The sequence below is a fragment of the Mesorhizobium sp. Ca11 genome (assembly GCF_020165275.1).
In the GTDB taxonomy this organism is placed as follows: Bacteria; Pseudomonadota; Alphaproteobacteria; order Rhizobiales; family Rhizobiaceae; genus Mesorhizobium.
Genome location: NZ_JAIUHU010000001.1, coordinates 186,497 through 200,294 on the forward strand (window position 1 = coordinate 186,497; position 13,798 = coordinate 200,294).

Annotated in this window: 14 protein-coding genes and 1 riboswitch; of the genes, 9 read left to right on the forward strand and 5 right to left on the reverse strand. The window is 64.4% G+C overall.

What is annotated here, in order from left to right; all coding sequences use genetic code 11:
• Positions 1-48 precede the first annotated feature (48 nt).
• The 6 genes from gfa to LB538_RS00960 all read left to right on the forward strand — a co-directional run bounded on the left by gfa (position 49) and on the right by LB538_RS00960 (position 4,044).
• Positions 49-618, forward strand: coding sequence for an S-(hydroxymethyl)glutathione synthase (gfa, locus tag LB538_RS00935; RefSeq protein WP_224525394.1), 570 nt, complete (start codon positions 49-51; stop codon positions 616-618).
• Positions 619-684: 66 nt separating this feature from the next.
• Positions 685-1,152 (forward strand): YaiI/YqxD family protein, encoded by a 468-nt coding sequence (locus LB538_RS00940; protein WP_224525393.1) that lies wholly within the window; start codon positions 685-687, stop codon positions 1,150-1,152.
• A gap of 26 nt (positions 1,153-1,178) precedes the next feature.
• On the forward strand, positions 1,179-1,853 hold the full coding sequence (locus LB538_RS00945) for a DUF1345 domain-containing protein (protein ID WP_224525391.1): 675 nt from the start codon (positions 1,179-1,181) through the stop codon (positions 1,851-1,853).
• A 95-nt stretch (positions 1,854-1,948) separates the two neighbouring features.
• On the forward strand, positions 1,949-2,821 hold the full coding sequence (locus LB538_RS00950) for a cytochrome b/b6 domain-containing protein (RefSeq protein WP_224525389.1): 873 nt from the start codon (positions 1,949-1,951) through the stop codon (positions 2,819-2,821).
• 1 nt (position 2,822) lies between these two features.
• Positions 2,823-3,614, forward strand: a complete 792-nt coding sequence (locus LB538_RS00955; protein WP_095765089.1) for a molybdopterin-binding protein — start codon at positions 2,823-2,825, stop codon at positions 3,612-3,614.
• Complete coding sequence (locus LB538_RS00960; protein WP_224525387.1) at positions 3,586-4,044, forward strand: GNAT family N-acetyltransferase; 459 nt, start codon at positions 3,586-3,588, stop codon at positions 4,042-4,044. Before LB538_RS00955 ends, LB538_RS00960 begins: the two co-directional genes overlap by 29 nt.
• On the opposite strand, the gene LB538_RS00965 is transcribed toward LB538_RS00960, so the two are convergent.
• Entirely contained in the window at positions 4,041-5,045 is a 1,005-nt protein-coding gene (locus tag LB538_RS00965; RefSeq protein ID WP_224525384.1) for a hypothetical protein, read from the reverse strand. The two genes, LB538_RS00960 and LB538_RS00965, sit on opposite strands and share 4 nt — an antisense overlap.
• Before the next feature lie 223 nt (positions 5,046-5,268).
• A riboswitch (glycine riboswitch) is annotated at positions 5,269-5,355 on the forward strand.
• 149 nt (positions 5,356-5,504) lie between these two features.
• Between LB538_RS00965 and gcvT the strand changes: the two genes are divergently transcribed.
• From gcvT to gcvP, 3 genes are read left to right on the forward strand one after another with little or no spacing between them, the layout of a single operon-like run.
• Entirely contained in the window at positions 5,505-6,605 is a 1,101-nt protein-coding gene (gene gcvT / locus LB538_RS00970; RefSeq protein ID WP_224525380.1) for a glycine cleavage system aminomethyltransferase GcvT, read from the forward strand.
• 7 nt (positions 6,606-6,612) lie between these two features.
• The gene (gene gcvH, locus LB538_RS00975) at positions 6,613-6,981 is read left to right on the forward strand and encodes a glycine cleavage system protein GcvH (RefSeq protein ID WP_095765085.1); all 369 of its coding nucleotides are present in this window, start codon (positions 6,613-6,615) and stop codon (positions 6,979-6,981) included.
• Positions 6,982-6,997: 16 nt separating this feature from the next.
• Positions 6,998-9,808: an aminomethyl-transferring glycine dehydrogenase gene (gene gcvP, locus LB538_RS00980; RefSeq protein ID WP_224525378.1), complete on the forward strand. Its 2,811-nt coding sequence runs from the start codon at positions 6,998-7,000 to the stop codon at positions 9,806-9,808.
• A 7-nt stretch (positions 9,809-9,815) separates the two neighbouring features.
• Here the strand turns inward: gcvP and LB538_RS00985 are convergent, their stop codons facing one another.
• The 4 genes from LB538_RS00985 to LB538_RS29255 form a co-directional block, all read right to left on the reverse strand.
• The gene (locus LB538_RS00985; RefSeq protein WP_224525376.1) at positions 9,816-10,988 is read right to left on the reverse strand and encodes a GGDEF domain-containing protein; all 1,173 of its coding nucleotides are present in this window, start codon (positions 10,986-10,988) and stop codon (positions 9,816-9,818) included.
• Between the two features lie 174 nt (positions 10,989-11,162).
• Positions 11,163-11,636, reverse strand: coding sequence for a hypothetical protein (locus LB538_RS00990; protein WP_224525375.1), 474 nt, complete (start codon positions 11,634-11,636; stop codon positions 11,163-11,165).
• Positions 11,637-11,864: 228 nt separating this feature from the next.
• The gene (locus tag LB538_RS00995; protein ID WP_224525374.1) at positions 11,865-12,827 is read right to left on the reverse strand and encodes a type II secretion system F family protein; all 963 of its coding nucleotides are present in this window, start codon (positions 12,825-12,827) and stop codon (positions 11,865-11,867) included.
• 1 nt (position 12,828) lies between these two features.
• The gene (locus tag LB538_RS29255) at positions 12,829-13,794 is read right to left on the reverse strand and encodes a type II secretion system F family protein (protein WP_095765080.1); all 966 of its coding nucleotides are present in this window, start codon (positions 13,792-13,794) and stop codon (positions 12,829-12,831) included.
• Positions 13,795-13,798: the final 4 nt, after the last annotated feature.

The following is a 13,798-nucleotide window of genomic DNA, read 5'->3' on the forward strand; positions in this document are numbered from 1 at the left end:
CCTATGGCCAGCGACTGAAGTTGCACAGGTTCAACAAGGGAGGACTCAATGCCTGAAAAACTGCATCCGAAGATCGACAACGGCTTGCCGAGGGAGAGCGCATCCTTCTCCGGCGGCACGCTGGTTTGCCTATGCACCAGCAATCCGGTGAAGGTGAAGGTCAAGGGCCAGATCGCCCACAATCATGCCTGCGGCTGCACCAAGTGCTGGAAGCCGGAAGGCGCCATCTTCTCGGTGGTGGCCGTTGCCGGCACCGGCGACGTCACCGTCACCGAAAACGGCGACAAGCTCAAGGTGGTCGACCCCTCGGCGCTGATCCAGCGCCATGCCTGCACAAGCTGCGGCGTCCACATGTACGGCCCGGTCGAGCGCGACCATCCCTTCAAGGGCCTGTCCTTCATCCATCCCGAACGTTTCGAGGAGGATGGCTGGTCGCCGCCGGGCTTCGCCGCTTTCGTGTCGTCGATCATCGAATCCGGCGTCGATCCGAGCCGCATGGACGGCATCCGCGGCCAGCTGAAGTCGATCGGACTCGAGCCCTATGACTGCCTCAGCCCCGGCCTGATGGACTATATCGCCACTTGGACAGCCAAGAAGTCGGGAGCCTTGGCGGCCTGACAAATCTCGCGATTTCTGCCATGGGGCTGGCTGACACGCCGGCCCCATATTCGTTTGGAAGTAACGATGCCCGAGCCCATCATCTATGTCGATGCCGATGCCTGCCCGGTGAAAGCCGAGGTCGAGAAGGTCGCGGAGCGCCACCGCGTCGTCGTCACCTATGTCTCCAATGGCGGCCTGCGGCCGTCGCGCGATCCGATGATCCGCAACGTCGTCGTCTCCAAAGGCGCGGATGCGGCCGACGACTGGATCGCCGAGAACGCCAGGGCAAACGATGTCGTGATAACGGCCGACATCCCGCTTGCCGCGCGCACGGTGGCGCTCGGCGCGCATGTGCTCGGCCCTACCGGCCGCCCCTTCACCCCGGAAACCATCGGCATGGCGGTGGCGATGCGCGATCTCAAGCAGCATCTGCGCGAGACCGGCGAAAGCCGGGGCTTCAATGCCTCCTTCACACCGAAGGACCGTTCGCAGTTTCTGGGCGAGCTCGACCGCATCTTGCGGCGCGCGCTCAAATCCGTCACACCGGACTGATCCAACGTCTTCAAGGGCCTCGGGCCATGGGTGACGATCTCAAGACGCCGATGCATCGGCACATGCAGTTCGCCCTCGCCGCGGCCATCGGTATCGTGGCACTGCTGCTTGCCTTGTTGCTGCGCTGGCCGCTCCCCTACTCGATCGGCGCCAATGTGTTCTTTGCAAGCTATATCGCCCTAGTGCTGACCCTGATGCCGAGCCTTACCGGCCGCTATCTCCGCAAGAATGCGCGCGCGACCGACCTGCCCGTGCTGCTGATCTTTGCCGTCACCCTCTTTGTCGTCGGCGCGGCCATCGTCTCGCTGTTCCTGCTGATCAACCGCAAGGATGCCGCGCATCCGCTGCAGCTCGCCTTCGCCATATTGTCGATCCCGCTCGGCTGGTTCACAATCCACGCTATGGCGTCGCTGCACTACGCGCACGTCTATTGGAAGGATGGCGACGGGATCGACGAGAAAACCCACAAGAAGATGCCGGTCGGCGGCCTCGATTTTCCGGGCGGCAAAAGGCCGGAAGGCTGGGATTTCCTCTATTTCGCGACGGTCATCGGCATGACGGCGCAGACGGCGGACACGGCCGTCACCACCTCGCAAATGCGGCTGGTCGTGCTTGTTCATTCGATCCTGACCTTTTTCTTCAACACGGTGATCGTCGCGGCGGCAGTCAATCTCGCGGTCACCCTGGGCTCTCCGTCATAAATCCGTGATCGCATGAAACATTGCCTTGTGCGGCGACGTATTGAGGGGGAGACAATGACCTGAGAAGCCGCTTGCTTGAGGCGGCCGGAGGCAAGATGGACACTGTTGCCAACAACCATTCCGCCGTCGAGGCGGAAGGCAAGGACACGACCCTCATCTACCGGCAGTCGCGCTGGACGCGATTGACCCACTGGATTTGGGCTTTCTCGCTGTTCTTCATGCTGCTTTCCGGCCTGCAGATCTTCAACGCGCGGCCGCAGCTCTATGTCGGCAAGCAGTCCGGCTTCGAGTTCAACAACACGATCCTCCAGATCGGCGCCGAAAACACCGCCAACGGTCCGCGCGGCTTCACTGAAATCTTCGGCCATCGCTTCGACACAACCGGCGTGCTCGGCTGGTCGGGTCCCCCGGGACAAGAGACGCCCCGCGCCTTCCCTTCCTGGGCCACGATCCCGTCCTATTACGACCTCGGCACCGCCCGCGTGGTGCATTTCTTCTTCGCCTGGATCCTGACCACGACCCTGCTCATCTGGCTGATCGCCAGTCTGGTCAACGGCCATATCCGTCGCGATCTTGCCCCTCGCGTGTCAGACCTGCGCAAGCTGCCGCGCGACATCGTCGATCATGCGAAGCTGAAGTTCCACCACACGCGCGAATACAACACGCTGCAGAAAATGGCCTATGGCGGCGTGCTCTTCGTGCTTTTGCCGCTGATGATCGTCACAGGCCTCGCAATGTCGCCGAGCATGAATTCGGTATTGCCCTGGCTCAACGAAATCCTCGGCGGCAGGCAGACGGCGCGCACCATCCACTTCACCGTCATGGTGCTGCTCGTGCTTTTCTTCATCGTCCACATCCTGATGATCCTCGCCGCCGGCCCGATCAACGAGCTGCGTTCGATCATCACCGGCTGGTACCGCACCGACCCGCCTGCGAAGCACGTTGAGCCGACCGAGAGGAGCGCCTGACATGGCAAAATTCCAGATCAGCCGCCGCAAATTCCTCACCTCCGCCAGCCTCGGCCTGTCCGGCATCGCGCTGTCTGGTTGCGACGTATTCGACAGCGGCCTCGGCATCGGCGGCGGCCTGCGCAGCTTCCTCGAAAACGCCAATAGCCTGACCTGGCGCGCGCAGCGCCTGCTTGCCGGGCGGGACGCGCTGGCGCCGGAATTCACCGAGGCCGATATCCGCCAGCCGCAACGGCCGAACGGCGTTACAGCGCCGGACGACGACACCTACAAGGGCCTGCTCGCCAACAATTTCGCAGACTGGCGCCTCGAGGTTTCAGGCCTCGTAGAGAAGCCGCTTTCGCTGACCCGCGAGCAGCTTCAGAACATGCCGAGCCGCACGCAGATCACCCGCCACGACTGTGTCGAAGGCTGGAGTTGCATCGCCAAATGGACCGGCACGCCATTGTCGCTGGTGCTGGACCAGGCCGTGGTCAAGCCGCAGGCCCGCTATGTCATGTTCCACTGCCTCGACACGATCGAGCAAAGCCTGTCCGGCGACATAAAATATTACGGCACCATCGACCTGATCGACGCCCGCCACCCGCAGACGATTCTTGCCTACGGCCTGAACGGCAAGCCCCTGCCGGTCGAGAACGGCGCGCCGCTGCGCGTGCGGGTCGAGCGCCAGCTCGGCTACAAGATGCCGAAATACATCTACAAGATCGAGCTGGTCGACAGTTTCGCCAATGTCGGCGGCGGCCGCGGCGGCTACTGGGAGGACAATGGCTACGACTGGTATGGCGGGATTTGACGGCCCTCGCCTGCAGGCCGAGCACGATCTAGCGGCCGCCGAGCTTGGTGTCATCGAGGAGCGTCTCGACAACGACAACCGGCGGCTGACCGGTCGTGGCGACGACCGTGCTCTCGTCTTTGCGCTGCGGGATGAGCAAGGCCGCGCCGTCGGGGCGGCCGCCGGCTATTCCTGGGCGGGCATTGCCGAGCTCACGCTGATGTGGGTCGACGAAGCCTATCGAGGCCTTGGCCTCGGCAGGAAGCTGCTCGATGCCTTCGTCGCGGAAGCCGCCGCTCGCGGCTCGCTGCGGATATGGGTTTCGACCCATGACTTCCAGGCGCCGGGCCTTTACGAAAAGGCCGGTTTCGAGCGCATGGCCGAATTGACCGGCTGGCCCGAAGGCCATTCCAACATCATTCTTTGCAAGACGATTGCAGGAAACGCCTAAGCCACTTTCTCAAGCAGCGGCTTCAGCGTCGGATGGATTTCCGGCGCCGCGTGCTTGATCAGCGTCAGCAGCGCGCGCTCGTTGTCGCGCAGCGGCCGCCGGCCGCCGCCGACACGCTCGGCAAGCCATTCGGCCTCGCTGGCGTCGATCGTCTCGGCGCGGCGAGCACGCGCTTCGGCGGCCCGGTTCCTGGCTTCCCATTCGGCCTCGATATCGCCGGACGAATGATAGGCTTCGAGGATCGCCGCGAAACCACCCGAGACCATCCGGCTGAAGAAGCCGCCAAGCGTCGGCGCTGCCTCGTCGAGGAAGTTTTCGTGGCGCAGCGCCACTTCCCGCGTCGGCGGCTCGTAGCCGGTCGAGCACATGACGTGGTTGGCGATCGCCTTGACGAAGAGGTCGCTCCAGGACGGATCGTTGTCGGCTGCCACGGTCCGGTCGTTGATCCTGAATAGGACCTCCGCCTCGGCCCTGCTGATGGCGATGTTGCCGTCGCCGCCATAGGCATAGAGGATGCGCCGCAGCAGATCGACCTCGGCCTTCGCGATATGGCCCGGAACCAGGCTGCCGCCATGCATCAGCGGACCCTTGCCGTCTATTACCGCATGCGCGACCTGTTCCAGCGCATAGGCCGAGAGCTCGCTGGGGGAGGACCTCGCTTCCTCCAGCACATGCACCAGCAGTTCAAGCTCGGTGCGGCCATCGACTATGCCGTCGCGCGAGACGGTTCGGACCAGCCAGTCGGCATTCTGCTCGGAGATATAGCCCTCCGGCTTTTCCTGGTGGACGATGTAATCGGTCACCGCCTCGACGAAGAACGGCGCCCATTCGCCGCACTTGTCGCGCGCCGTCTGGTCGAGCGCGAACAGCGCCTCCGCCTCGCCGCGACTTACCACGCCGTCGGCGAATACCTCGCGCCGCAGCATCGTCACGTCTTCGGCCGTGATCTTGTTCTTCGAGGTCAGCCCCGCCACCGGAGCGCTCATGATCAATTCGCCCATTTGCCGTCCCTGCCCGTCGCCCGTTGCCGGCGAACTGAGTGCGTTACCCCGCCAAGCTTTATCAGCATTATCTTGAGAAACCGGCAAACGGCGTGGTTAGCGAAGCCTTGTCGGCCAATCCATGTCGCTGAAAAGCAGGGCGCGCTTAAAATGTCGCTGGGAGGTGACAAGGTGTCGCCGACGGGCTATGGATGACACGTCGAGGACTTAGGCGACTGAGTCCTACCTGTTTGCGGGAGAGAGCAGCGCAAGCTGTCGCCGAAGGGGAAATCGCCCGAAATCTCTCAGGCAAAAGAACCGTGGACGGGAAAGACAACTCTGGAAAGTCGGGAATCTTCCCGCGCCGAAGGTGTAAGCGCTGCCGACAGAGTTACGGGGCGCGAGTCTCTCAGGCTTCAGACAGAGGGGCACGACTAGGCCGCCAATGGCGGTCGATCGCCGTGCGACTCTGGAGAAGACATGACAGGCCAAGACACCAGACACCTCCCCCTTGAGGATTTGCATCAGGCCGCGGGCGCGCGTTTCGGCGCCTTCGCCGGCTGGTCGATGCCGCTCACCTACCCACCCGGCGTGATGAAGGAGCATCTTCACACGCGCGAGCATGCCGGCCTGTTCGACATCTCGCATATGAAGCTGTTCGAGGTCTCCGGTCCGGGGGCCATCGCTTTGTTGAACCGCGCCTGTCCGCTCGATGCCGGCGCGCTGGAAATCTCGCAGTCCAAATACACCTTCTTCCTCAACGAGGCTGCCGGCATCATCGACGACCTGATCGTGACGCGCCTGGGCGATGACCGGTTCATGGTGGTGGCCAATGCCGGCAACGCGGTGGAGGACGAGAAGCATCTGCGCGCGCTTGCTGCCGGTTTCGATGCCAGGGTCGATCCGCTCGACCGCGTCTTCCTGGCGATCCAGGGGCCGGACGCCTGGGCAGCTTTGGCGCGGGCCGGCATCGAGACCGGCTCGCTGCTCTTCATGCATGGGGTCGAGCCCCGGCAAAACTGGTTCATGAGCCGCTCCGGCTACACCGGCGAGGACGGGTTCGAGATCGGCCTGCCGGAAGCGGATGCGCGGGATCTGGTCGCCAGGCTGCTGGCGGACGAGCGCGTGCAGTGGATCGGCCTTGCCGCCCGCGACAGCCTGCGGCTCGAGGCCGGGCTTTGCCTGCACGGCCAGGACCTGACGCCCGAGATAGACCCGGCAAGCGCGGGATTGATGTGGGCAATTCCCAAGGATATCCGCGCCTCGGGTCATTTCATCGGCGCCGACGCGCTGCGCTCGATCATCGAGCGCGGGCCGTCGCAGAAGCGCGTCGGCCTGAAGCCCGATGGACGCCAGCCGGTGCGCTCGGGCGCCGCATTGATCGACGCCGACGGCCATCCGGCCGGTCATGTCGCTTCGGGCGGCTTCGGCCCCTCGGCGGGCCACCCGGTCGCCATGGGCTATGTCAACACCGCGCTGGCCAAGGCCGGCACGAAGCTCTTTGCCGATGTCCGCGGGACGAAAATCCCGGTCGACGTCACGCCCCTGCCCTTCACCCCACACCGCTACCGCAAAGGATGATTTTCAGATGGCAAAGACCTATTTCACGGAAGACCATGAGTGGCTGCGCGTCGACGGCGGCGTCGCTACGGTCGGCATCACCGATTATGCGCAGGAACAGCTCGGCGATCTCGTTTTCGTCGAGCTGCCGGAAATCGGTCGCAAGCTCGCCAAGGGCGACACCGCCGTCGTGGTCGAATCCGTCAAGGCGGCCTCGGACGTCTACGCGCCGGTCGACGGCGAGATCACCGAAGCCAACGCCTCCCTGTCGGCCGACCCCTCGCTGGTCAATTCGGCCGCGACCGGCGACGGCTGGCTCTGGAAGATGAGGCTGGCCAACGAAAGCCAGCTCGACAGCCTCATGGATGAAGCCGCCTACAAAGCCCATATTGGCTGATATCAGGATCCTGGAAATGACCGCAGCACCTATTCCCTTCTCGGCCCGCCACATCGGCCCAGGCGTCAACGACGTCAGGGCAATGCTCGCCGTCATCGGCGTTCCATCCGTCGAAACGTTGATCAGCCAGGCCGTGCCGAGATCGATCCGCCTCGACCTGCCGCTCAACCTGCCCGCTCCGGCGAGCGAAGCCGAAGCGCTGGCCGAATTGTGGGCGATCATGGCGAAGAACACGGTGCTGAAGAGCTTCATCGGCGCCGGCTATCACGGCGTCTTCGTGCCGCCGGTCATCCAGCGGAACCTGTTCGAGAACCCGGCCTGGTACACGGCCTACACCCCATACCAGGCCGAGATCAGCCAGGGCCGGCTGGAGATGCTGTTCAACTTCCAGACCCTGGTCGCCGAGCTCACCGGCCTGCCGGTGGCGTCGGCCTCGCTGCTCGATGAAGCGACTGCCGTCGCCGAAGCCGTCGGCATTGCGCTGCGCCACCACCGCGACAAGCGCACCAAGGTGGCGCTTGCCGGCACGCCGCATCCGCAGACGCTGGACGTCGTGCGCACCCGCGCCGAGCCGCTCGACATCGAGGTCGACGGCGAGACGATCGACGACAACACCGCCGCCTTGCTCGTCTCCTGGCCGGACACGTTCGGCGTCTATGGCGACCACAAGGCGGCGATCGAGAAGGCCCGCGCCGCCGGCGCGCTGGTCGTCTTCATCGCCGATCCGCTGGCGCTGACGCTGACGGATGCGCCGGCGAAGCTCGGCGCCGACATCGCCGTCGGTCCGATGCAGCGCTTCGGCGTGCCGATGGGCTTCGGCGGCCCGCACGCCGCCTATTGCGCCGTCTCCGACAAGCTGACCCGCCTGATGCCTGGCCGCCTTGTCGGCCAGTCGACCGATACCAAGGGCCGCCCGGGCTACAGGCTGGCGCTGCAGACGCGCGAGCAGCATATCCGTCGCGACAAGGCCACCTCCAACATCTGCACCGCGCAGGCGCTGCTGGCCAACATGGCCACCGCCTATGCGATTTGGCACGGCCCCGCCGGCCTGCAGGCAATTGCCGGGCAGATCCACGCGTTGGCCGGTCGCCTCGCCTCGGGCCTCAAAGCAGCCGGCGTTTCGGTGCTCGGCGCGAGGCGCTTCGATACGGTCACGGCCGAGGTGAAGGGCAAGGCCGCTTCGATCGCGCAAGCCGCCCAGAAGACCGGCCGGCTGTTGCGCGTCATCGATGCCGACCATGTCAGCATCGCCTTCGACGAGACCTCGACGGAAGCCGATCTCGAGGCGATCGCTGCCCTGTTTGGCGCCAAGCCCGGCGCGGCTGAAGGCAGCTCCATGCCGGGCAAGCCGCGCGGCAAGGAATTCCTCACCCAGCCGGTCTTCCACGACAATCATTCCGAAACCGAGATGATGCGCTTCCTGCGCAGGCTGGCCGACAAGGACCTGGCGCTCGACCGCACGATGATCCCGCTCGGTTCCTGCACCATGAAGCTCAACGCCGCCGCCGAGATGATGCCGGTGAGCTGGCCGAGCGTCGCCAATCTGCATCCCTTCGCGCCGGCCGGCCATTCGGCGGGCTATCGCAAAATGGCCGCCGACCTGGAGGCATGGCTGTCGGAAATCACCGGCTTCGACGCCGTCAGCCTGCAGCCCAATGCCGGCAGCCAAGGCGAATATGCCGGCCTGCTCGCCATTCGCGCCTATCACCGCGCGCGCGGCGAAGGCCACCGCACCATCTGCCTGATCCCGTCTTCCGCGCATGGCACCAATCCGGCAAGCGCCGCGATGGCCGGCATGAGCGTCGTCGTCGTGCGTTGCCTGGACGACGGCAATATCGACATGGACGATCTGCGCGCCAAGGCCAATGAGCATTCCAAGAACCTCGCGGCGCTGATGTTCACCTACCCTTCGACGCATGGCGTCTACGAGGAAGGCGCGCGTCATCTGTGCGCGCTGATCCACGAGCATGGCGGCCAGGTCTATTTCGACGGCGCCAACCTCAACGCCCTGGTCGGCCTCGCCCGTCCCGGCGACATCGGCGCCGACGTCTGCCACATGAACCTGCACAAGACCTTCTGCATCCCGCATGGCGGCGGCGGCCCGGGCGTCGGTCCGATCGGCGTCAGGGCGCATCTGAAACCCTATTTGCCGGGCCATGTCACCGAAGGCTCGGCGCATGCCGTGGCGGCGGCGCCCTTCGGCAGCGCCTCCATCCTGCCGATCACCTGGATGTATATCCGCATGATGGGCGGCACCGGCCTGAAGCAAGCGACGGAGACGGCGATCGTTTCGGCCAACTATGTGGCGACACGGCTCGCGCCGCACTACCCGCTGCTTTACAAAGGCAGAAGCGACCGCATCGCCCATGAGTGCATCCTCGACACGCGCGTTCTCAAGGAGAGCGCCGGCATCAGCGTCGACGACATCGCCAAGCGCCTGATCGACTACGGCTTCCATGCGCCGACGATGTCGTTCCCGGTTGCCGGCACGCTGATGGTCGAGCCGACCGAGTCCGAGCCCAAGCGTGAGCTCGACCGGTTTTGCGAGGCGATGATCGCCATCGCCGCCGAGGCGGCGAAAGTGGCGAAGGGCGAGTGGCCGTCCAACGACAACCCGCTGGTCAACGCCCCGCACACCGCGGCGGAAGCGCTTGCCGGCGAGTGGAAGCATCCCTATTCGCGGCTGGAGGCGGCCTATCCGGCGGGCGACGCCGATCTGGCGGCGAAATACTGGCCGCCGGTCTCGCGCATCGACAACGTCGCCGGCGACCGCAACTTGGTCTGCTCCTGTCCGCCGCTGTCGGAATATCTCGGCGCGGCCGAGTAGCGTCTGCTCAGGCAGACTTCAGGGCCGGCCCGGCATCGGGCTGGACCGCTCCGTCCTGAACGACGACACGGTTGCGCCCGGCACGCTTGGCCGCATAAAGCGCGGCGTCGGCCTGCGCCAGCACCTCATGGAGCGGACGGCCCGCGATTGACCCGAAACCCATGCCGCCGCTGACACTGCTGCGCAGCGGCCCGCGATGGGTCGCGACGACCTCGGTGCCGAAAGCGACGCCGATCCGGCTTGCAATGTCATGCGCTTTTTCCGGTGTCACGCGCGACATGACGAGCGCGAATTCCTCGCCGCCCAGCCGGAACGCGTCGATCCCTGTCCTGCCATATTTCCTGATCACCGCCGCGAAGCGGCAAAGAACCTGGTCGCCAACGGGATGACCGAAGACGTCGTTGGTCATCTTGAAATGGTCGAGATCGAACATGGCGATCGCCATGAACGGACCGAAGCTGCGCTCGCCGTAAAGCTCGGTGAGCGCCCTGCGGTTCATCAGGCCGGTCAGCGGATCGGTCATGGTTTCGGCCTTGAGCTCGATCTGCGCCTGCAGATGGTGCAGTGAAAGCGTCAATGCGCCGAGGCCGGTCATGCAGGCGACCGCGACGACGGAGTTCAATCGCTCCGCCCAATTGTCGGGCGCGGCGCCGAGAACCCATTGCTCTTGCGTCAGCAACGCCAGGCCGCACAGCACGAAGGACAAGCCGCAGGCGCCGCTGAGGAACGAAACGACGAGCAATATCCGGCGGTCGTGATCCCCCTTCATCCAGAACATCGCCCCGATCGCCGCGAGCAACGCCGTCACCGCCGCATAGGTGATCTGAAAGCCGATGCCGTCGAAACCGAGAAAGGTGAAGATCGCGCAGGCAGCCATCGCGGCCAGCGTCGGCACGATGGCGCGGCGGTAGTCGCGAAAGCCGAGATACTGCATCGCCGACAGGCAGAGGACCAGGAAACCCAGGGTCAGCAGCGCGAGCACGACCTGGCACAGCCAGGGATCGGCATTCTTGGTATAGCGCCAGAACGCGACGACATGGGCGACGAGCACGAGGATGCCGCAGGCGACCGTGAGCACGAAGCGCGCCCTCGGTGTGGCGAGCCAGATCGCAAACATAGTGATGCTGAGGCATGTACCCGACAGCGCCGCCGCGAGCAGGAGCGAACTGAAATCCAACATCCTGAAGAACTGCCTCTAGCGGGTGCCCGTCGCTCCTCAATGTAGACTGGCGGCGCCCGGCGCAAACCGTTTTCGGCGGACACCCAACGCTACCTCGACACAGGGTTTACAAAGCGTCGACATGTGAGGCGAAATCCCATGACGGCACACGGAATACGCGAAGCGGGAGCAGGATCAGCCCTTGTCGAGCAGCGCCAGATTGGCATCGACCACTGTCTGATCGGCCATGCCGGCCTTGGCCTCGAGCAGCAGCGCGCGCGCTTTTTTCTTGTTGCCGCGCAGAAGCTGCGAATAGCCCATATTGTTGACGATCTGCGGCTTGCGCCCGGCGACCTTCAACAGCTGCATATAGGCGCGATCGGCGAAGTCAAAGCGGCCAAGCTCGTCATAGGATGCGGCAAGCCCCATCCAGGCCTCGGCATTGTCGGACTTGAGCTCGACCGCCTTGCGGAAATGTTGTTCGGCAAGGCCGAAATTCGCCTCGCGGAACTGCGCCTTGCCTTCAACGAGGTCGTTGGCGCTGACGTCCTTGGCCACCGGCTGGATCGCCGTGGTCTTGGTCGTGTCGACATCGTTTTTCGTCGTGCAGCCGGTAATCATCAAGACGGCCGCCAATGCCGCCGCTGCCCTGGGAAGTCTCTGACGCATGCCCCTGCCCCATCGCCCGATTTGCCGGGTCGTTCTTCAGGAAAAACGATACAGGACAGCGATTAAGCTTCGGTGCCGAAATGCAGATAAAATTCGGTTGCGCGCCAAGGATGCGTTAACCACGGCTATGTCCTGGATTCAGGTCAGGCCGAGTCGAAAATGGCGGATTCCGAGAACCGGGGCGGAGCGCAGGAAGCTGCCGTTTGCAAACCGGCCTCAGCTGAATACTCAATGCGCGGTCAGCTTCACGATGATCGGAATGATGGCGATCATCAGCACCACCGGCAGGATGCAGACCGTCACCGGGACCGACATCTTGGCCGGCAGGGCATGCGCCTTCTCCTCGGCCAGCGACATGCGCTTGTGCCGCATTTCGTCGGAAAAGACACGCAGCGAGCCCGACAGGCTGGTGCCGAGTTCCTTGGATTGCTGCAGCAGCGTCGCGAAGGAGCGAACCTCGTCGAGGCTGAGGCGGTCGGCAAGCGCCTTCAGCGCGTCGTCGAGGCTGCGCCCGGCCCGCAACTCCAGCGACACCAGGATCAGGTTCTGGCTGAGCGACGGATAGGTCCTGGCAAGCTCCCTGGAGACCCGCTCGATGCCGGCCTCCATGCTCATGCCGGCATCGGAGCAGACGATCATCAAATCCATGAAATCGGGAAAGCCGTTGCGGTATTCGCGCATCTTTTCCCGAATTTTCTGCATCAGCACCAGGCCAGGCAGGAAATAGCCGCCGGCAGCCGACAGGATAATGAAGGTCCAGCGGCTGGTCATGGTCGACTCGGCGCTTGCCGCCCAGTGATTGACCAGGAATGCGCCGAGCGCCGCGCCGACCAGCGCGGCGAAACGGATGAGGAAGAACGTGCCGACGGCGCGCGGTTCCATGTAGCCGGCCTGGATGAGCTTCAGGCGCAGCCGCGCGACATTTTCCGGATCGCTCTTGGCGTAGAACTCCTGTGCCCGTTTCACCGCCTTCTCGCGCACGGCATTGGTGCTCTTCTTGGGCGCGGGCTCCGCCTGCTCGGCCGGTTGCAATGTCTCCACCTTCAGCCGGCGCTTGACCTCGCCGCGATCGCCCTTAGCGAGCACCAGCGGCCAGGCGACGGCGCCGCCGCCCAGCACAAGGAGCAGCACGGCGAACGGCACCAGCGAGGTCGGCGCGAGCGAGGCGAGGAAGCGGATCACGTCTTCCATCTCAGAACCTGAAATTCGACATCTTGAACATGATGGCGTTGCCGAGCAGCAGCCAGATGATGGAGCCGCCCATCATGTACCAGGTCTTCGGCACGTCCCAGACATCCTGATAGAACTGCGGCATCAGCACCATGATGGCGGTGAACAGAAGCACTGGCACCGCGGTCAGGATGTAAGCCGACATGCGCCCTTCCGTCGAAATGGCGCGCACCTTGCGGCGCAGCTTGCCGCGGTCGCGGATCGTCGCCGACAGGCCATCGAGGATCTCGCGCAGATTGCCGCCCGAACTGCTCTGGATCGAGACCGCCGTGACGAACAGCGGCAAGTCCTCATGCCCCACCCGGTCGAAAAGATTGTTCAACGCCGAGACCAGGTCGGAGCCGTAGGTCACCTCGTCGGCCACGACGCCGAACTCGGTGCCGATCGGATCGGCCATCTCGCGCGACACCATGGCAATCGCCACCGGCACCGGATGGCCTGCCTTCAGCCCGCGCGTGATCAATTCAAGCGCCTCAGGCAGTTGCATCCCGAAACGCTTGTGCCGGCGCTTGCGCATCCAGCGCAATGCCATGACCGGCAACACCGGCAACAGCAAGAGAAGCAGGATAAGGCCGAACAGGAGCGGCAAGCCCTTCCAGATCGCCACGAGCGCCAGGGCGAGAGCGATCCCCGATGTGATCGTCAGGAATTTCGGCAGCGGCGTGCTTATGCCGGACTGCGTGCGCAGGGCGCGGAAGCGGTCGAGGGAAAAGATGGAGGTGCCGCCGTCGATCCCGCGTTCCTTGCGCAGTTGGATCAGCACCTGCTCCTGGCTGATCTTGTTCTCCGCGAGCTTCATGCGGCGGTTGATGGCCGTGCGCTTGTCGCTGCGCCCGGCATAGAGCAGATAAAGGCCTTCGGCGATCATGATGCCGGTGAGCGCCGCCGCGGCGTAGACGACGTAGACCGGGCTGAATCCCTCGAACACCGGC